General features: G+C 64.5%; 14 protein-coding genes and 3 pseudogenes. 14 read left to right on the top strand and 3 right to left on the bottom strand.

What is annotated here, in order from left to right; all coding sequences use genetic code 11:
* Positions 1-11: 11 nt before the first annotated feature.
* The 7 genes and pseudogenes from kdpB to DCD74_RS07030 all read left to right on the top strand — a co-directional run bounded on the left by kdpB (position 12) and on the right by DCD74_RS07030 (position 11237).
* Entirely contained in the window at positions 12-2027 is a 2016-nt protein-coding gene (gene kdpB / locus DCD74_RS07060; RefSeq protein ID WP_112927725.1) for a potassium-transporting ATPase subunit KdpB, read from the top strand.
* Between the two features lie 10 nt (positions 2028-2037).
* Positions 2038-2625: a potassium-transporting ATPase subunit KdpC gene (gene kdpC / locus DCD74_RS07055; RefSeq protein ID WP_112927724.1), complete on the top strand. Its 588-nt coding sequence runs from the start codon at positions 2038-2040 to the stop codon at positions 2623-2625.
* Positions 2626-2647: 22 nt separating this feature from the next.
* Positions 2648-5305, top strand: coding sequence for a sensor histidine kinase (locus tag DCD74_RS07050; protein WP_112926687.1), 2658 nt, complete (start codon positions 2648-2650; stop codon positions 5303-5305).
* Positions 5302-6030 carry a response regulator gene (locus tag DCD74_RS07045; RefSeq protein WP_232142294.1) on the top strand — a complete coding sequence of 243 codons (729 nt, stop codon included), beginning with the start codon at positions 5302-5304 and terminating at the stop codon, positions 6028-6030. Before DCD74_RS07050 ends, DCD74_RS07045 begins: the two co-directional genes overlap by 4 nt.
* Before the next feature lie 105 nt (positions 6031-6135).
* The gene (locus DCD74_RS07040; protein ID WP_112927722.1) at positions 6136-7572 is read left to right on the top strand and encodes an IS1182 family transposase; all 1437 of its coding nucleotides are present in this window, start codon (positions 6136-6138) and stop codon (positions 7570-7572) included.
* Between the two features lie 435 nt (positions 7573-8007).
* Positions 8008-10257, top strand: a pseudogene (locus DCD74_RS07035) (DEAD/DEAH box helicase); the annotation flags it as partial.
* The gene (locus DCD74_RS07030) at positions 10233-11237 is read left to right on the top strand and encodes a ribonuclease H-like domain-containing protein (RefSeq protein ID WP_407072228.1); all 1005 of its coding nucleotides are present in this window, start codon (positions 10233-10235) and stop codon (positions 11235-11237) included. The pseudogene DCD74_RS07035 and the gene DCD74_RS07030, both read left to right, overlap by 25 nt.
* Positions 11238-11307: 70 nt before the next feature.
* Here DCD74_RS07030 and DCD74_RS07025 read toward each other — a convergent pair whose 3' ends face one another.
* Together DCD74_RS07025 and DCD74_RS07020 are read right to left on the bottom strand one after the other, a co-directional pair.
* Positions 11308-12558 carry a Y-family DNA polymerase gene (locus tag DCD74_RS07025; protein ID WP_112926684.1) on the bottom strand — a complete coding sequence of 417 codons (1251 nt, stop codon included), beginning with the start codon at positions 12556-12558 and terminating at the stop codon, positions 11308-11310.
* Positions 12558-13013, bottom strand: a complete 456-nt coding sequence (locus DCD74_RS07020) for a LexA family protein (RefSeq protein WP_237049553.1) — start codon at positions 13011-13013, stop codon at positions 12558-12560. The genes DCD74_RS07025 and DCD74_RS07020 overlap by 1 nt, the downstream gene beginning before the upstream one ends.
* A 197-nt stretch (positions 13014-13210) precedes the next feature.
* On the opposite strand from DCD74_RS07020, the gene DCD74_RS07015 reads away from it, so the two are divergent.
* From DCD74_RS07015 to DCD74_RS12950, 6 genes and pseudogenes are all read left to right on the top strand, one after another.
* Positions 13211-13435 carry a hypothetical protein gene (locus tag DCD74_RS07015; protein ID WP_162376088.1) on the top strand — a complete coding sequence of 75 codons (225 nt, stop codon included), beginning with the start codon at positions 13211-13213 and terminating at the stop codon, positions 13433-13435.
* Positions 13432-13662, top strand: coding sequence for a hypothetical protein (locus DCD74_RS07010; protein WP_112926682.1), 231 nt, complete (start codon positions 13432-13434; stop codon positions 13660-13662). The genes DCD74_RS07015 and DCD74_RS07010 overlap by 4 nt, the downstream gene beginning before the upstream one ends.
* The gene (locus DCD74_RS07005) at positions 13655-14098 is read left to right on the top strand and encodes a hypothetical protein (protein ID WP_112926681.1); all 444 of its coding nucleotides are present in this window, start codon (positions 13655-13657) and stop codon (positions 14096-14098) included. Before DCD74_RS07010 ends, DCD74_RS07005 begins: the two co-directional genes overlap by 8 nt.
* Positions 14082-15056, top strand: a complete 975-nt coding sequence (locus DCD74_RS07000; RefSeq protein WP_112926680.1) for an SOS response-associated peptidase family protein — start codon at positions 14082-14084, stop codon at positions 15054-15056. The genes DCD74_RS07005 and DCD74_RS07000 overlap by 17 nt, the downstream gene beginning before the upstream one ends.
* Positions 15053-15295, top strand: coding sequence for a hypothetical protein (locus tag DCD74_RS06995; RefSeq protein WP_112926679.1), 243 nt, complete (start codon positions 15053-15055; stop codon positions 15293-15295). The genes DCD74_RS07000 and DCD74_RS06995 overlap by 4 nt, the downstream gene beginning before the upstream one ends.
* A 178-nt stretch (positions 15296-15473) precedes the next feature.
* Positions 15474-15722 (top strand): annotated as a pseudogene (locus DCD74_RS12950) (transposase); the annotation flags it as partial.
* Between the two features lie 9 nt (positions 15723-15731).
* Here the strand turns inward: DCD74_RS12950 and DCD74_RS06985 are convergent.
* Positions 15732-16886, bottom strand: a complete 1155-nt coding sequence (locus DCD74_RS06985) for an IS30 family transposase (protein ID WP_112926677.1) — start codon at positions 16884-16886, stop codon at positions 15732-15734.
* Positions 16887-16944: 58 nt separating this feature from the next.
* Here DCD74_RS06985 and DCD74_RS06980 point away from each other — a divergent pair.
* Positions 16945-17841, top strand: a pseudogene (locus tag DCD74_RS06980) (IS3 family transposase); the annotation flags it as partial.
* Positions 17842-17849: the final 8 nt, after the last annotated feature.

Raw genomic sequence — 17849 nt, 5'->3', positions numbered from 1 at the left:
GTCGCCGTTCCATCGTCGGGTTGCATCCGGACGCACTGCGTTCCGCATCGATCGATGCCCTGCGCAAGCTGGCGCCCCGGCATCTCGTCAAGAGCCCGGTGATGGCGATCGTGATGCTCGGCACCGTGCTGGCCGCGCTCATCAGCGTCACCACCCCCGGCACGCTCGGCTACGGCCTGCTGGTCAGCGCGATCCTCCTCATCACCGTGCTGTTCGGCAATTTCGCCGAAGCGGTGGCGGAGGCCCGCGGCCGTGGCCAGGCCTCATCGCTGCGGGCCGCGCGCAAGGATCTGGTCGCCCGCCGCATCGATGAGGCCGGTGCCGAAACGCGCATTCCCGCGTCTGAACTGCGCAAGGGCGACCGCGTGATCGTGTCGGAAGGCGAGCTGATTCCCGCCGACGGCGAGATCATCCGGGGCCTCGCGAGCGTCAACGAAGCTGCGGTGACCGGCGAATCCGCGCCGGTGCTGCGCGAGGCCGGCACCGACCGCTCCTCGGTCATCGGCGGCACCAAGGTGCTGTCGGACGAGATCGTGATCGAAGTCAGTGCCGAACCCGGCGGCAGCTTCCTCGACCGCATGATTGCGTTGGTCGAAGGCGCCAACCGCCAGAAGACGCCGAACGAGATCGCGCTGACCATGCTGCTGGCGGCGATGACGCTGACCTTTCTGATCGTGGTGGCGACGCTGCCGTTCATCGCCAGCTTCGTCGGCGCCCGCATCGACCCCCTGCTGCTGATCGCGCTGCTGGTGTGCCTGATCCCGACCACCATCGGCGGCCTGCTGCCGGCCATCGGCATCGCCGGCATGAACCGTGCGCTGTCCGCCAACGTGCTGGCCAAGTCCGGCAAGGCGGTGGAAATCGCCGGCGACGTCGACGTGCTGCTGCTCGACAAGACCGGCACCATCACCCACGGCGATCGCCAGGCGACGAAATTCCACGCGCTGTCCGGTATCGATCCCGGGCAGCTGCGCGATGCGGCGATACTGTCCTCGCTGGCCGACCCGACGCCCGAAGGCAAGTCCATCGTCAAGCTTGCCGTCGAACAGGGCGCGAAGCTGGTCGATCCGGAGCATGCGCATTTCGTGCAGTTCACCGCGCAGACGCGCATGTCTGGCGTGGATCTCGGGGCGACCAACGGGCAGGTGCAACGCGTCATTCGCAAGGGTGCCGGCGATGCCATCGCGCGGCATGTCGCGGAACTGGGCGGCGAGGCAACCCCGGAGCTGCAGGCCCGCGTCGATGCGGTGGCGCGCAGTGGCGCGACCCCGCTGGTGGTCGCCGAAGGCCGGCATGTACTCGGCGTGGTGGAACTGTCGGACGTGGTCAAGCACGGCGTGGCCGAGCGCTTCGCTCGCCTGCGCGCGATGGGCGTCAAGACCGTCATGATCACCGGTGACAACCCGCTGACCGCCGCCGCGATCGCGGCCGAAGCCGGCGTCGACGACTACATTGCCGAAGCCAGGCCGGAAGACAAGCTCGCGCGCATCCGCCAGGAACAGGCCGGGGGGCGCCTGGTGGCGATGGTCGGTGACGGCACCAACGACGCGCCGGCGCTGGCGCAGGCCGATGTCGGGCTCGCCATGAACTCCGGCACGCAGGCGGCGAAGGAGGCCGGCAACATGGTCGATCTGGATTCCGATCCGGCCAAGCTGCTGGCCGTGGTGGAAGTCGGCAAGCAGCAGCTGATCACCCGCGGCGCGCTGACCACGTTCTCGCTGGCGAACGACGTCTCGAAGTACTTCGCCATCCTGCCGGCCCTGTTCGCCGCCGCCATTCCCTCGATGGCCACGTTGAACGTGATGCACTTGTCCAGTCCGCGCAACGCGGTGCTGGCCGCGCTGATCTTCAACGCACTGGTGATCCCGGCTCTCATCCCGCTGGCGTTGCGCGGCGTGCGCTTCACCCCGGGCAGCGCCAATGCCCTACTGCGCCGGAACATGCTGGTGTACGGCGGCGGCGGCGTGGTGCTGCCGTTCGTGGCGATCAAGCTGATCGACATGCTCCTTTCACTGTTTGGAGGTTGAGATGCACACGATGGAATCGACGCTTCCCCTGCATACGCGTGCTGCACTGCGGCCGGCGCTGGTCATGGCCGCCATCGCCCTGTTGGGCTTCGGGCTGCTGTATTCGCTCGCCGGCACCGGACTCGGACGTGCCCTCTTCCCGCAGCAGGCCACCGGTAGCCTGATCAAGCGAGATGGGAGCGCCGTCGCTTCGTTACTGGTCGCCCAGCCGTTCGCTGATGCGCGCTATCTGCAGCCGCGTCCCTCGGCGGCCAACTATGATCCGATGGCGGCCGCTGGCAGCAACCAGGCACGCACCAACCCGGAGGCGATCCAGCGCATCACCGACACGCGCGCCGACGTCGCCGCACGCGACGGCATCGCAGTGGACGCGGTCGCGCCCGAATTGACGACGCAGTCCGGCGGCGGCCTGGACCCGGACATCTCGCCCGCCGCTGCACAGCAACAGGTGGCTCGCATCGCCCGGGCGCGCGGTCTCGACGAAGCCATCGTGCGCAAGGCGATTGCCGATGCGACGCAGGCGCCGCAGTTTGGCCTCCTCGGGCCGGCGCGCGTGAACGTGGTACGCGCCAACTTGGCGCTGGACGCACGCCGCTAGCCGACGCGCGACAATGCCCGGCATGAACGACGCGGACACCCGCAGCGCACAGGCCGATGCGCTGATCGGCACGCTGCAGCGCCAACGCAGCGGGCGGCTAACGCTGTTCCTCGGCGCTGCCCCGGGCGTCGGCAAGACCTACACCATGTTGAGCCGCGCGCGGGAGCTACAGCAACGCGGCATCGATGTCGTGGTCGGGCTGGTGGAAACCCATGGTCGTGCCGAGACGGCGAAGCTGGTCGAAGGCCTCGATGTGCTGCCACGCCGCCAGGTTCCCTACAACGGTCGCGTGGTCGAGGACATGGATGTCGATGCCCTGTTGGCGCGCAAGCCGCAGGTGGCGTTGGTGGACGAGCTGGCGCACCGCAATGCCCCTGGCAGTCGCCACGAACGCCGCTGGCAGGACGTGATGGACCTGCTAGATGCCGGCATCGATGTCTATTCGACCATCAACATCCAGCATCTGGAGAGCCTTAACGACGTCGTGCATCGCATCACCGGCGTGCGCGTCAGCGAGACCGTGCCTGATGCCATCTTCGACCGGCTGCGCGACATCGTGCTGGTGGACCTGCCACCGGCGGAACTGATCGAACGGCTGCACCAAGGCAAGGTCTACCTGCCTGAGCATGCCGCTCAGGCGCTGCAGTCATTCTTCGTGCCCTCCAACCTTGCGGCGCTGCGCGAGCTGGCGATGCAGACTGCCGCCGACCGCGTCGACAACGACCTGCGCGACGAGCGGACCGCGCGCGGGCTGCAACCGGTGGCGCTGCGACAGCACGTGATCGTGGCCATCGATGGGCGCGGCCAGTCCGAGTACATGGTGCGGATCGCACGACGGATGGCCGAACGCCGGCATGTACCTTGGACGGTGGTCAGCGTGCAGACCGGCGCGTGGCCGGAGCCCGTGCAGGCGGAGATCGACAAGGCATTCGCGCTGGCGCGCCGGCTGGGCGGTAATGCCGAGATCCTGCACGGCAACAATGTGGTGGATGCGTTGCTGGACCACGCGCAGCGGTTGGGCGCCTCCGCCATCGTGCTCGGCCGCACGCGTGAACGCCCGCTGGCTCGCATGGTGAACCGCACCATCACGCAACAGTTGCTGCAGCGTGCGGCGCACTTCGAAATCACCATTGTCGGCACGCCGCAGAGCGAGGAGAAATCGCGTCGGTTGTTCGACGACACCCGCGACACCCTGCGCGCGGGCGACATGGCGTTCGCCGTGCTTGCCTCCGCGCTATCGGTGCTGGCGGCCTGGCTGGCGGAACGCTTCATCGGGCTGGACGATCTGTCGATGATCTTCATCCTAGCCGTGCTGGTGGTCGCTTCGCGCACACGCATGGCGGCCGCGGTGCTGTCGGCGGTGTTGTGTTTCCTCGCCTACAACTTCTTCTTCATCGAGCCGCGCCTCACCTTTTTGATTTCCGCGCAACGCGGGGTCATCACCGTGCTGCTGTTCCTCGGCACGGCGCTGCTGGCCGGGCGGTTGGCCGCCAAGCTGCGCACGCAGGTGATCGCCTTGCGCGCGGCCAACGCGCATGCCACCGCGTTGCAGGCGCTTGGTCGCGAGCTCGCCAGCGCCGCCGATCCCGGCCAGGTCGCGCAGGCCGGCCAAGCCGCATTGCAACGTGCTCTGGATGTAGAGGCGGTGGTGCATCTGGGCGATGCACCGATCCCTGACCGCAGCGCGGACTGGCTCGACGCGAAGGATCGCGCCGCTGCCGATTGGAGCCGTGCGCACGGACAGCACGCCGGGCGGTTCACACAGACGCTGTCCGCCAGCGATTGGTGGTTCCTGCCCGTGCGTGGCGATGGCGCGTCGCTCGGCGTGGTCGGTCTGAAATTCGTGCCCGGCGTGACCCGGCTGACGCTGGAACAGTCGCGCCTGGCGGAAGCCATGGTGGACGACATCGCGCAGGCCGCACTGCGCACGCGGCTGGTGAGCGACCTGGAATCGACCCGGGTCGGCGCGGAAACCGAACGCCTGCGTTCAGCCCTGCTGTCCTCGGTCTCGCATGACCTGCGTTCCCCGTTGGCCGCGATCATCGGTTCGGTGTCCAGCCTGCAGAGCTACGGCACGCAGATGCCGGAGGCCGATTGCGGCGAGCTGATGGCGACCATCCGCAGCGAGGGCGAGCGGCTGGATCGCTACATCCAGAACCTGCTCGACATGACCCGCCTTGGCCACGGGGGACTGGCGCTGAAACGCGACTGGATCGGCGCAGATGAACTCGTCGGGGCAGCGGTGGCGCGCATCCGTCAGTACGTGCCCGTAGCACAGGTCGCGATGTCGCTGCCGCCGGGACTCAAGCCGCTGTGGGCACACGCCGCACTGTTGGAACAGGCGCTGTTCAACGTGATCGAGAACGCCTGCAAATTCTCGCCGGCGGGAGAAGCGGTCGCAGTGGCGGCGCGCGAGCTCGACGATGGCGGCCTGCAGATCGATGTCGACGACCGCGGCCCCGGCATCCCTGACGCCGACCGCGCGCGCATCTTCGACATGTTCTACAGCGTCGAGCGCGGCGATCGCGGGCACAACGGCAGCGGGCTCGGCCTGACGATCGCGCAGGGCATGGTCGGCGCCCATGGTGGCCAGGTCGAGGCCTTGCCGGGCCCCGATGGACGCGGCACGCGCATTCGGATCACACTGCCGCGCATGACGCCCCCCGATTCCGCGACGTGAACCCGACCACCGGCCTGCCGGTGCGCATTCTCGTCATCGACGACGAACCGCACATCCGGAAATTCCTCGACATCAGCCTGCGCGCACAGGGCTATGCGGTGGCCCTGACCGCCACGGCGCGTGAAGGGCTGGAGGCACTGGCGACACGCGGTGCCGACCTCGTGATTCTGGACATCGGCTTGCCGGACATCGATGGCCATGAAGCGCTGGCGGAACTGCGCAGTTGGTCGCGGGTGCCGGTGCTGATGCTGTCGGTGCGTGCGGACGAGGCGGACAAAGTGGCGGCACTCGATGCCGGGGCCAATGATTACGTCACCAAGCCGTTCGGCACACCCGAACTCATGGCACGGGTGCGTGCGCTGCTGCGCGACGTGGCGGTGCCTGCCGATGCCGCGCCCCCCGTCTACGATGACGGCACACTTCACGTCGATCTGGCGAGGCGCGAGGTTCGCCTCCGTGGCGAGCCGTTGGCGTTGGCGCGCAAGGAATACGCGTTGCTCGCCCTCCTGCTGCAGCACGCGGGTCGTGTGGTGACGCAGCCGCAGCTGCTGCGCGAACTGTGGGGACCTACGCACGATGGCGATACCCATTACCTGCGCATTCTCGTGGGCAAACTCCGTCAGAAATTGGGGGACGATGCGTCGGCTCCGCGGTGGATCGTGACCGAGCCAGGGGTGGGGTTGCGGTTCAGGGGAAGCCCGGATCAGTCATCAGTGATCTCCTGACTCTCAACCGCTCATGTGCATCTACGGTGTCCGCTTCTGGCCGAGGCTGTGTGAAAACCCTGCCTCCACTGGCATGATCTGAGCACCGGTCGATGGGTGCTCTACATTAAGCGATTTGTGGATGGCGTTGATCGCTCCCAGGGGCTTCTGCTCCCTGATCGGCTGGAAGACTACGTCCACGAAGACAACCCGGTGCGGGTGGTCGATGCCTTCGTCGAGGCGCTCGATCTGAGCGTACTGGGCTTCGATGCCGCCAATCGCGCGGCAGGTGGTCGGCCCGCGTATCACCCCGCCGCGCTGCTCAAGATCTACATCTACGGTTACCTCAACCGCATCCAGTCGAGCCGTCGCCTGGAGCGGGAGGCGCAACGGAACCTGGAACTGATCTGGCTGACAGGCCGGCTGGCACCGGACTTCAAGACCATCGCCGACTTCCGCAAGGACAACGGCAGCGCGATCACGGCCGTGTGCAGTCGGTTCGTCGCGCTGTGCCGGAACATGAAGGTCTTCTCGCACGCGATCGTGGCGATTGACGGCAGCAAGCTCAAGGCAGTGAACAGTCGAGATCGCAACTTCACCGTCGGCAAGATCAAGGGGCGCCGGAAGCAACTGGAGGACAGCGTTGCTCGCTATCTAGCCGAACTGGACCGGGCAGATCGCGACCCGGCGCTGCTGCCGGAGGGGCGCGTACCGCACCTGAAGGACAAGCTGGCCAAGCTGCATGCTCAGATGGAGAAGTTGGACAGCATCGAGAAAGAGCTTGAGGCCTCTCCAGACCGCCAGATCTCGATGACGGATCCGGACGCGAGATCAATGACCTCGAGCGGACGCGCAACCGGCACCGTGGGCTACAACGTCCAGGCGGCGGTCGATGCCAAGCATCACCTGATCGTGGCATACGACGTGACGAACGACGGTCATGACCGTGCGCAGCTCTCACATATGGCGATGAAGGCCAAGGATGCCCTTGGTGCCGAACACATGACGGCGCTTGCGGATCGCGGTTACTTCAGCGCCCCTGAGATCCTGGCGTGCGAGGAGGCAGGCGTCATTCCGCTGGTGCCCAAGCCCCTCACGTCGAACAGCAAGGCCGAAGGTCGGTTCGACAAACGGGACTTCGTCTACGACGCAGCCGCGGATGAGTACGAATGCCCGGCGGGCGAACGGGCGATCCACCGCTTCACCACAGAGGAGAAGGGGCTGACCTTGCATAAGTACTGGTCATCCGCCTGCCCCCGTTGCCCGATCCGGAAGAAGTGCACGACTGCCACCTACAGGCGTATCGGACGATGGGAGCACGAGCATGTGCTCGAGCGAATGCAGATGTTGCTGGATGCCAGGCCAGAAGCTGCCGTGGCACGACGGCAGACGGTGGAGCATGTCTTCGGAACGCTCAAATCTTGGCTCGGCACAACGCCATTGCTGACGAAGACGCTACCGAAGGTCAGAACGGAGATCAGCTTGGCGGTGTTGGCCTACAACATGAAGCGGATGATCAAGATCATGGGCACCGAGGGCATGGTGCGGGCCATCGCAGCCTAAGCATCAAGTTCTTTTACTGCAGCGCTGGTTGCTCAAACTGGCTGCATCGTCGTCGGCAGCACCGCGCCCGGGAGTTTTTACACAGCCTCGGCCGAAACCGGACACACACGGTGCGACCCCACGCGTCTCAATTGGCAGAAGGCTGGAGTTCGAAGAGGGATTCCGCACCCGCCAAACACTGAAGCAGCTGTCCTGCGCTAAGCAGTCTGGCGTCGGCAGCCGCGCCATCCCTGACGCGGCCCGCAGCGGCTGGATGACCTGGACTCCTGCCCGGTGCCGCACGTTGCCGACCCCTGCAGACTATCCAGAGGGCAGTCCAAGAGCGATAAGGGATCGGCCCGCCGTCGAGTAGGAAAAGTCTGAGCTCCAGCGCCGAATCTGCCATTCGCACGGAATGAGACCCAAGGCCGCCATCCTCCCCGCCTCGGAGGATTCATGACCCAACTCGCACGCCTTGATCTTGAACCTACACAGACGGATGTAGGCCACCTGCTCGCACCGCGTCTGGCGCGCAAATACCCCGAACGCGTGACTGGCGCCTTCGTGGTACCGGAACGGGAGGGCTGCTACGTTGATCTCCCTTCGGACCTGCCGGCGCCGCTTCACAGGGCTCTGCGCACGCGCGGGCGAGAACGACTCTATTCCCATCAGGGCGCCTGCTGGGACGCTGTGCAGCGCGGCGAGGACGTGGTCGTGGTGACACCTACTGCCTCCGGCAAGACGCTGTGCTACACGCTGCCGGTCGTGGCTGCCGCCATTACCCGCCGTAGCAAGGCTCTGTACCTCTTTCCGACCAAGGCACTGGCGCAGGATCAGGTGGCCGAGCTGATCGAACTCTCCAAGGCCGGGGACCTTGGCGTGCGGGCGGCCACCTTCGATGGCGACACCCCAGGTGACCAGCGTCAGGCGATCCGTCTGTCGGGCGACATCGTGGTGACCAACCCGGACATGCTGCACCAGGGCATCCTGCCGCACCACACGAAGTGGGCGCAGTTCTTTGAGAACCTGGCCTATGTGGTGATCGACGAGATCCACGCCTATCGCGGCGTGTTCGGCTCGCACCTGGCCAACGTGCTGCGGCGGTTGGAACGCATCTGCGCGTTCTACGGGGTGCGCCCGCAGTTCATTTTGTGCTCGGCGACCATCGGGAATCCCAAGGAGCACGCCGAAGCCCTGATCGGCCGCCCGGTCACGGCGATTACCGAGTCCGGCGCTCCGGCAGGCGAGAAGCACGTCCTGCTGTGGAATCCGCCGGTCGTAAACCCGGACCTGGGTCTGCGTGCCTCGGCGCGCTCGCAGTCCAACCGCATCGCACGGATGGCAATCAAGGCGGGCCTGAAAACCCTGGTGTTCGCGCAGTCGCGGACGATGGTCGAGGTGTTGACCAAATATCTGAAAGACGTATTCGACCATGACCCGCGCAAGCCAGCGCGCATTCGCGCCTACCGCGGGGGTTATCTACCCACTGAGCGTCGCGAGGCCGAGCGAGCGATGCGCGACGGGCGTATCGACGGCATCGTGTCCACTTCCGCGTTGGAGCTGGGCGTGGACATCGGTGCGCTGGATGTCGTGGTGCTCAACGGCTACCCCGGCAGCGTCAGCGGGACGTGGCAGCGCTTCGGACGCGCAGGTCGGCGGCAGAAGCCAAGCCTGGGCGTGCTGGTGGCCTCGTCCGACCCATTGGACCAGTACATCGTCCGGCACCCGGAGTTCTTCTCCGACGCCAGCCCGGAACACGCACGCATTGCGCCCAACCAGCCGGTTATCCTGCTGGACCATATCCGCTGCGCTGCGTTTGAGTTGCCTTTCCTGGAGGGCGACACCTTTGGCCCAGTCGATCCTGCCGTATACCTGCAGCTGTTGGCCGAGGATGGCGTGCTGCATCCGGAAGGTGGGCGTTGGGAGTGGATCGCGGACAGCTATCCCGCAGGCGCCGTCAGCTTGCGCTCGGTCGCGGATGGCAATTTCGTGGTGGTGGATCGCACCGACGGACGCCAGGTGATCATCGCGGAGGTCGATTTCAGTTCCGCACCGCTGATGCTCTACGAAGGCGCGATTCACATGGTGCAATCCACCCCGTTTCAGGTCGAACGCCTGGACTGGGAAGGCCGCAAGGCCTATGTCACCCGCACCCACGTCGATTACTACACACGACCGATCGACTACACCCGACTGAAGGTTCTGGAGTCCTTCGACAGCGCTGTGACCGGCGTGGGTCAGGTCCACCATGGCGAAGTTCATGTGGTGCGGCGCGTGTCTGGCTACAAGAAGATCCGCTACTACACGCACGAGAACATCGGCTACGGACCGGTCACGCTCCCCGATCAGGAAATGCACACCACCGCGTGCTGGTGGCAGCTGCCGGAGCCAGTGCTGCATTCGTTGTTCGACAACCGCCAGCAGGCGCTGGACGGCTTCCTCGGGGCGGCACACGCGCTGCATGTCGTGGCTCGCATCGCTGTAATGGCCGACGGGGCCGACCTGCAAAAGGCGGTCGGCAGTGGTGATGGGGCGTGGTCAGCGAGCGGAGACGGACGAGGTCGGGGGCAACTGCGCGCCACCGATGGCGCGGCGGTTCAGGCCGACGCACTGGCCCGCTTCGAGCCTACCGTCTATCTCTACGACAATTATCCCGGAGGCGTTGGCCTCTCCGAGCCGCTATTCCAGCGCCAAGCCGAGCTCCTGCAGCGCGCGCAGTCGCTGGTCGAGGCGTGCGACTGCCGTGCGGGCTGCCCTGGGTGCGTGGGGCCGGTCCTCGACGAAACCGTTCCACTGACGGAAGGACCCCGCCAGCTCGCACTGCGCCTGCTGCGCGCGCTGCAGGCCGCATGAGCCTGACCCTGACCCGGCTGCAGGCGCTACGGCGGCAAAGTGGCGCGCCTGCCGCGGCTGCAGTGGCGACACCGGCCCCTCCGGCGGCGAAGATCGACTCTGATCCGTTGGCCCGCCTGCGTGGCCTGCTACGGGTCAAGCGCCGCGACGCGCCGGCACCTGCATCAGCGGAAGACCGCTTGCTTCCAGGCCGGGAAATTGCCCCCGGCCTCTGGCTGCAGGAAGGTCGCCTGCCGTTCGATCTGCCGTGGCAGCCGCATCTCGACGCCGCCTTCGCCAGGCGCGACGTGCCGTTGCCCACCTCTGAACTCATGTTCTTCGACACTGAAACCACCGGTCTGGCCGGTGGGACAGGCACGCGCGCCTTCATGATCGGCGCAGCAACGCTCGACCCTGCCGGGCTGCACATCCGTCAGCTCACCATCACGAAGACGAGCGCTGAACCGGCCATGCTCGACCTGTTCCGCGGCTGGCTCCGACCTAGCACCATTCTGGTCAGCTACAACGGCAAGTCCTACGACGCCCCGCTGCTCAAGACGCGCTATCGCCTGATGCGACAGGCCGAGCCGCTGTCCGCGCTCGATCACGTTGATCTGCTGCATCCCACGCGGCGACGCTACCGGGGAGTGTTCGAGAACTGCAGGCTCGGGACCATCGAGCGACGGGTGCTCGGCATCGTTCGGGAAGACGATCTGCCGGGTAGCGAGGCACCCGGGGCGTGGTTGGATTACCTGCGCGGTAGCTCAGCCAAGCAGTTGCGGCGCGTCATGGCGCACAACCATCAGGACGTGGTGACACTGGCGCGACTGGCCATTCATTTGGGTAGGTGCTAACGCGCATCCCTAGATGCTTTCTAGGTGCGGCTAGGCAGTCAGTAGGGGTCAGATGGCCTCAGCACAGACCCTATCTGACCTTGAGGACATCGCTCCACTTCTGCGTGTACGCAGGCGACAAACTGTCTTGGCGCATCGCCCATTTGGGCGTGGCATCCCGCCGAGCTGCCGCCGACGCCAACGCAACGCTGCCACGTCCGAACTTGCGGTTGACCGCATCCATCACTTCCATCAACTTGGCGGAGCGGGGATCGATGCCGGCGAACAGATCGGCCTGCTGCAGGTCCCCATGCGTGAGATCGAGCAGCCCCACGCCGGCCTTCTTGTAACGGTACCCCTTCTTGAACATCGCACGCGTCAGCGCCTGAGCCACGGAGACCACCTCCCGTGTATCGGAGGAGGGTCCGATCAGGTTGAATGCCTTGGACGGATTGTACTGACGAGCCCCCGGCTTGAAGGGGTTGGTGTTGATCCATACCCAGACGCCGGAACACATCAGTCCACGCTTGCGCAGCTTCTCGCACGCCCGGATCGCGAACGTTGCCACGGCTTGCTGGAGATCCTCCAAAGATTCCACGTCGTTCTTGAACGATCGGGAGCAGACAATCTGCTGGCGGTCTGGTTCTTCCTCGACAAGGTCGGCACAGACAATTCCTTGCAGCTCACGCTGCGTGCGGGCGAGTACGACCCCGTACCGAGCGCGCAGGGTGTCGGAATTTGCGCCCATCAGGTCGCGCGCCGTCAGGATCCCTTCTGCGCCAAGGCGCGCTGCGAATTTGCGACCAACCCCCCAGAGGTCCTCCACCGGATAGGCTGCAAGCTCAGGCGTGTGCGCGTCCGCCGCCATCACACCGTTTGGCGTCTTTTTCGCCAGCTTGTTAGCGAGCTTGGCCAGCGTCTTGGTGGGGCCGATGCCGACGCAGCAGGGAATGCCCGTCCACTGGAGGATCCTCTGGCGGGCGACGCGGGCCGCATGCTCATGATCTGAGGCGGGGATGCCTTCCAGCGAGACGAAGCTCTCGTCGATGGAGTAGACCTCCACGCGCGGGAACAGGTCTCGCAGGATGGTCACGATCCGGCCGGACAAATTCCCGTACAAGCCGAAATTCGCAGAGCGGATGATGAGCTGCCTGCGAATGGCGGGGTCCACCTCATGAATGGGCTGGCCCATCCTGACGCCGAGCGCCTTGGCCTCATTGCTACGGGCAATGGCGCAGCCATCGTTGTTGGACAAAACGACGACAGGCCGGCCAATGAGATCGGGCTGGAAGGCCCGCTCACAGCTGGCGTAAAAGTTGTTGCCGTCGACCAGCCCGAGCATCAGCGCCCCAAGTGGTTGCGGAACGAATAGGTCACCACGCCCCACACCTGCAGCTCGACCTCATCGGCCACAGTGAGGGGCGGCGACCCGTCGCCCGATAGCAGTTCCACGCAGGAGCGACCGATACGCAGCTGTTTGACACACAAGCCGCCGTCCCATAGGAGCAGCGCGATGTGACCCGATTTGGCATTGATCGAGCGATCGACGACCAGCATGTCGCCGGCGTGGATCCCGAAGCCGCGCATGCTGTCGCCCTCGGCCTGGGCGAAGAAGGTGGCAGGCGGGTTGCGGATGCACAGCTCGTTGAGATCCAGGTCCTCCCCCATGAAGTCCTCAGCCGGGGAGGGAAACCCGCAGCTGGCACGCATGCCCAAAAAGCGCAGCGGTAGGTGAGACAGGTCTAAACGACAGGCGGCCACGGGGCCGATGGCGGGGGGGGAGGCAATGGAGGTCATGGTGGCGGAAGCTTCGGGGGCCAGTGACGCACCCGATGAGACGAGGGGCGCGAAGACTACGCCCCGACCCTTGGTGAGTGCCACCGATGACCGCGCAACGCCCCGCCCACCGCGGCCGCCACAGAGATGAATGCGGCCCGGATCCTGTTAGCTGCGATGTGAAGAGGCCTGAACAGGCGCAGCGGGATACTTTCGCGATGGACCAGAATGCCCACTGCGACCTGATGGCGGCCCGGCTGGCCAACCAGAAGCCGCACCTGTTAGCGTTGGCCGAGTCAGGCCACCCGCAAGCGTTTGATCAGGCGTGGAACCTCCTGGACCCGATCTTCTTCGAAGCCGAACGCCATGGTCTGGGCAGTCGTTGTTACCACCTGATAGGGCTGCTCTTGGCTGAGAGCGGATTGAACCGGAGGTTGCGATGAAATCGCGCGTTGAACTCGATGCCATGTTGGATGACCTTGAAGCGCGCCTGCCCGGCTTGCTCGCTAACTGCAAGCAAGAGGACATGCTGGACTGCTTCACGAAGGAAGCTGACGCCATCGATTCTCAGACCAAGGAAGAGGATCACGCACACGTGTGGGGCCGCCTGCAGCACCTCCAAGGCTGTGCCGGCCTTATTCCAAGCGACGAAGAATGTGCCGATGAATGAAGCGGACGTTTCGTACTGGATCGGCCAGTTGGAGGCGTACAAAGTGTTTCGCCGCAACGTGCCGCTGTCCAAGGAATACCGAGACACCACGACATTCAGGCAGTTCGGCGAGGTGCGCAAAGCCAAGCGCGAGGAGCTGGGTCTGACCGATGACGTCATGGCACAACTTCACGGTATCGGCGACCACCAGCCCCTCAATTGGGCCTTTGTCGAAATCGGCATGACCGTCGACAACCGCGAGCTGCTCTGCCCGAGCTATTTCGAAGACTTGCCGCTCAACTACTACTGGATGCCCGAATACAACGCCGTTCGCGAAGCAGTCGAGGCACAGCGGGAAGCTGACGATCAGACGCTGCAAGAGCTGGTGTGGAAGCTTGCGCCCCCGATCCCCAATACCAAGCATGATGATGGAGTAAGCGGTGTGCTATTCGGCTGAAGCCTGGTCGCTCTACGACAACTACACGCGTGAGTTCGGCGCGGATATCGATATCGAGGCGTTCTGGAAAATTTACCTGGAGCGTGATGAGAAATACCGCATCCGCAAGAAGCTCTCGGACGGCACGAAGATCCCCAAGGGAATCGATCGAAACTTCCTCCCCCCCAAATCAGAGCTAGAGCGGAAAATTCAAGAGCTGATCTCCGAATGGAACGGCCGGAAGCTTGCCGAAAGCGAAGCTGAATTGGCAGCGCAAGAGGCGCGCCTGGCTGCCGCCGAGGCGAAGCTTGCGGTCAAGGAAACGAAGACGGCGCTCAACGAGCAGCGGATCGCCAGTAACAAGATCAAGCAGACGAAGCGCTGGATCGAGGATGCCAAGCGCACCAGGCACGAGCCGACCAAGGACGACCGAATCTTCCCGGACTGGTACGCGCCCGTGCTTATCGTGGAGAACGGCAAGCGAATCGTGCGGCCCATGCGCTATCACTGTCGCCCGGCGGGAATGGACCCCTCTATTGACCGTACCAAGACGGGCCAAGTCTCAGGCACCTACAACGCGCGGCGCGACAACCTGACGCGATTCTGGCGCAACCAATTTGGCCATACGCACGGGCTGATGCTCGCTGAAACCTTTTACGAGAATGTCGATGACGGAAAGGGCGGGAGCAAGGAAATCCAGTTCCGCCCCAGAACAGGCGAGACCATGTATATCGCCTGCCTGTATTCCCACTGGGTCGATCCCAAGGGCATCGAGCCGGGCCTATGGTCCTTTGCCGCCATTACCGATGAGCCCGAACCAGAGGTCGCCGCGGCGGGACACGACAGAACCGTCATCAATATCAAGCCTGAGCACGTCGATGCGTGGCTCAACCCGGACCCGAAAAATCTGGACGCGCTGTTCGCGATCTTCGATGACAAGCGTCACCCGTACTACGAGCTGATGAAGGAAGCGGCATGATGACGCCCGACCAGGAATGCCGCCTCGTGAAGCTAGAAGCGTATGTCGTGGAGGCCGCAGGCAAATCCCCGGGGGAATTCTGGCGCGGATTCGATGACCTCGCTGGCGATTTGGGCGAGGAGGCCTATGCAGACGACGCGGATGGCGAGCTCATCGAGCGGTACACGAGCTTGTTAGCGAACGCCGATGAGGGCGGTTTTGCAGTGCCTCCCGAGGCGATGGGCGTCGCGAGACCCTAAGAGCTGCGACGTCCGTCAGGGCGGGACGAGCAAATGCTTGGGTTAGCCTAAGTCGTTTGTCACGGGACGTGCGGGCAGGTTGGTGGCCGGATCCGACCCGAAGCGGACGTCAGGCTGAATCGCCCCGGGTTCTCTAGACATCTCCGAGCCGTACGTTACGGCAATCACGGAGGTGTATATGAGCAGCAAGCGGTATACGGATGAGTTCAAGGTCGAAGCGGCCAAACAGGTGATCGACCAGGGGCGCCCGGTGCGTGAGGTGGCGGGTCGGCTGGGAGTCAGCATCGATACGCTTTACGCGTGGGTGCGTATGCAGCGCAAGGTGCCTGAGGCACGCCATGCCGATGTTTCATTGGCGGCTGAGAACCGGCGCTTGCAAGCCGAGCTCAAGCGGGTGACCGAGGAGCGCGAAATCCTAAAAAAGGCCGCGGTGAGTTCAACCCGTCGACGCAACGGCTTGGCTCAGCTTAGCGGCTGGTGTCTGGAAGCCCAAGGTCTTACGGGGCCTTTCGTTGAGTCGTCTGGCGATCTTGTTCAAGAATGCCTGCGAATGGCTGGATAGGTCCGTGCCGTCGGGGAAGTACTGCCGCAGCAGACCATTGGTGTTTTCGTTCGAACCGCGCTGCCAAGGGCTTTTCGGATCGCAGAAGTAGACCTGGATGTCGGTCGCCACGGTGAAGTTCTTGTGGCTAGCCATCTCACCACCTCGATCCCACGTCAAAGATTTTCGCAATGCAGTTGGTAGTGTTTTCACTTGCCGGCTCAGCGCCGAGACGACGCTATTGGTGTCCTTACCCTTGACCTTCACCAGCATCACGAAGCGCGAATGCCGCTCCACCAGCGTCGCGATATGGGAATTGTTGCTTCCCGTGATCAGATCACCCTCCCAATGCCCCGGCACGGCGCGATCTTCGACCTCCGCCGGGCGCTCCCGAATCGATATCGCGTCGATGATCCCGCCGCGAGACATTGCGATGGCCAGCTTCGAGTGGCGCATACGGCGACGCGTGCGCAAGTGCGCCAAGAGTTCCTTCTTGAGCAGACCACGCGCCTGGATGAACAAGCTCCGGTAGATCGTTTCGTGCGACACCTGCAGTGCCTGGTTGAGCGGGAACCTGAGCTTAAGCCAGCCGGCGATCTGTTCCGGCGACCATTGCTGGCCCAGCTTACAAGCCACCAACCAGCGCAGCCGAGGGTTATCGGCTAACCGACAAGACTGTGGCCTCCGGGCCGCCTCCCAAGCGGCCTCATCGGCATGTGCGGCCCGATATCGATCACGGCCGCCATGTCGTGCAACTTCCCGGCTAATCGTCGAGGTAGGCCGCCCTAGGCTGAGCGCAATCTGGCGAAACGACTGGCCAGAAGCCAAGCATCGAGATATCTCTTCGCGGTCCACTAAACTCAGCGATCGAGCGGATCGACGCCGCGCCCTCGGCGCGATCCCGCCATGCGCGGCCAGAACCCCGAAAATCGAACCTGGATTCTTGTCAAAGAATCGGGCAATGCCGCTGAGTGACTGGCCACCCTTCCATCGTCGCCATAAATCTTGCTTCTGGGCCCGAGACATACCGGGCCGCCCCATCCTTGCCATATCGTTCGCTCCGATCAGTGCAATTGTTGATCATGTTGCATTGACGGGTTGAATTCACCGCGGCGTACTTTGCCAGGGGGTAAGGGCGAAGTACGCGTTCATGCAGGCGCATCTCGATCAGTTCCGCGTGACCAGCATGTGCCGGGTGCTCGGCGTGCAACGCAGCGGCTTCTACGCGTGGCAGAACCGGCCGCACAGCGAGCGCCATTACGAGGATCAGCGTTTGCTCGGGATGATCAAGCAGGCATGGCTGGAGAGCGGTACGGTCTATGGTTACCGCAAGGTCACCGATGACCTGCGCGACCTGGGCGAGCAGTGCGGCAAGCATCGCGTGGCACGGCTGATGAAGCGCGAAGGCTTGCGGGCACAAGTGGGTTACGGGCGTCGCCCGCGGCCTCGCGGTGGCCGCGTATCGACGGTGGCGCCCAATCACCTGGACCGGCAGTTCGACGTGGCCGCGCCGAACACGCACTGGGTCACCGACATCACCTATATCCGCACGCACGAGGGCTGGCTGTACCTGGCGGTGGTGCTGGATCTGTACTCGCGCCAGGTCGTTGGCTGGGCAATGCAGAGCCAGATGCATGCCGACCTGGTGCTACAGGCGTTGTTGGCAGCGGTATGGCGACGCAAGCCAGCGCCCGGCCTGATGCTGCACTCGGATCAAGGCAGCCAGTTCACCGGCGCCGAATGGCAGGCGTTCCTGAAAGCGCACGGCATCGTCTGCAGCATGAGCCGGCGCGGCAACTGCCACGACAACGCCGTGGTGGAGAGCTTCTTCCAGTTGCTCAAGCGGGAGCGGATCAAGCGGAAGATTTACCTGACCCGGGATGCGGCGCGCAGCGACGTGTTCCACTACATCGAGATGTTCTACAACCCGAAGCGCCGGCATGGCTCCAACGGAGGCGTCTCTCCGGTAGAGTTCGAACGACAGGCGGGACTTTCAGGCTTGTAGGTGTCTAC

Origin of the sequence: Lysobacter oculi, from assembly GCF_003293695.1 — a bacterium.
Lineage (GTDB): Bacteria > Pseudomonadota > Gammaproteobacteria > Xanthomonadales > Xanthomonadaceae > Solilutibacter > Solilutibacter oculi.
This window is presented reverse-complemented; position numbering and strand designations above follow the sequence as displayed.

Bases quoted from the DNA above. Each gene is read 5' to 3' on its own strand.
- kdpC (WP_112927724.1), top strand. From the start codon at position 2,038: ATGGAATCGACGCTTCCCCTGCATACGCGTGCTGCACTGCGGCCGGCG.
- DCD74_RS07050 (WP_112926687.1), top strand. From the start codon at position 2,648: ATGAACGACGCGGACACCCGCAGCGCACAGGCCGATGCGCTGATCGGC.
- DCD74_RS07025 (WP_112926684.1), bottom strand. From the start codon at position 12,558: ATGCTCGGGCTGGTCGACGGCAACAACTTTTACGCCAGCTGTGAGCGG.
- DCD74_RS07020 (WP_237049553.1), bottom strand. From the start codon at position 13,013: ATGACCTCCATTGCCTCCCCCCCCGCCATCGGCCCCGTGGCCGCCTGT.
- DCD74_RS07015 (WP_162376088.1), top strand. From the start codon at position 13,211: ATGGACCAGAATGCCCACTGCGACCTGATGGCGGCCCGGCTGGCCAAC.
- DCD74_RS07010 (WP_112926682.1), top strand. From the start codon at position 13,432: ATGAAATCGCGCGTTGAACTCGATGCCATGTTGGATGACCTTGAAGCG.
- DCD74_RS07005 (WP_112926681.1), top strand. From the start codon at position 13,655: ATGAATGAAGCGGACGTTTCGTACTGGATCGGCCAGTTGGAGGCGTAC.
- DCD74_RS06995 (WP_112926679.1), top strand. From the start codon at position 15,053: ATGATGACGCCCGACCAGGAATGCCGCCTCGTGAAGCTAGAAGCGTAT.
- DCD74_RS06985 (WP_112926677.1), bottom strand. From the start codon at position 16,886: ATGGCAAGGATGGGGCGGCCCGGTATGTCTCGGGCCCAGAAGCAAGAT.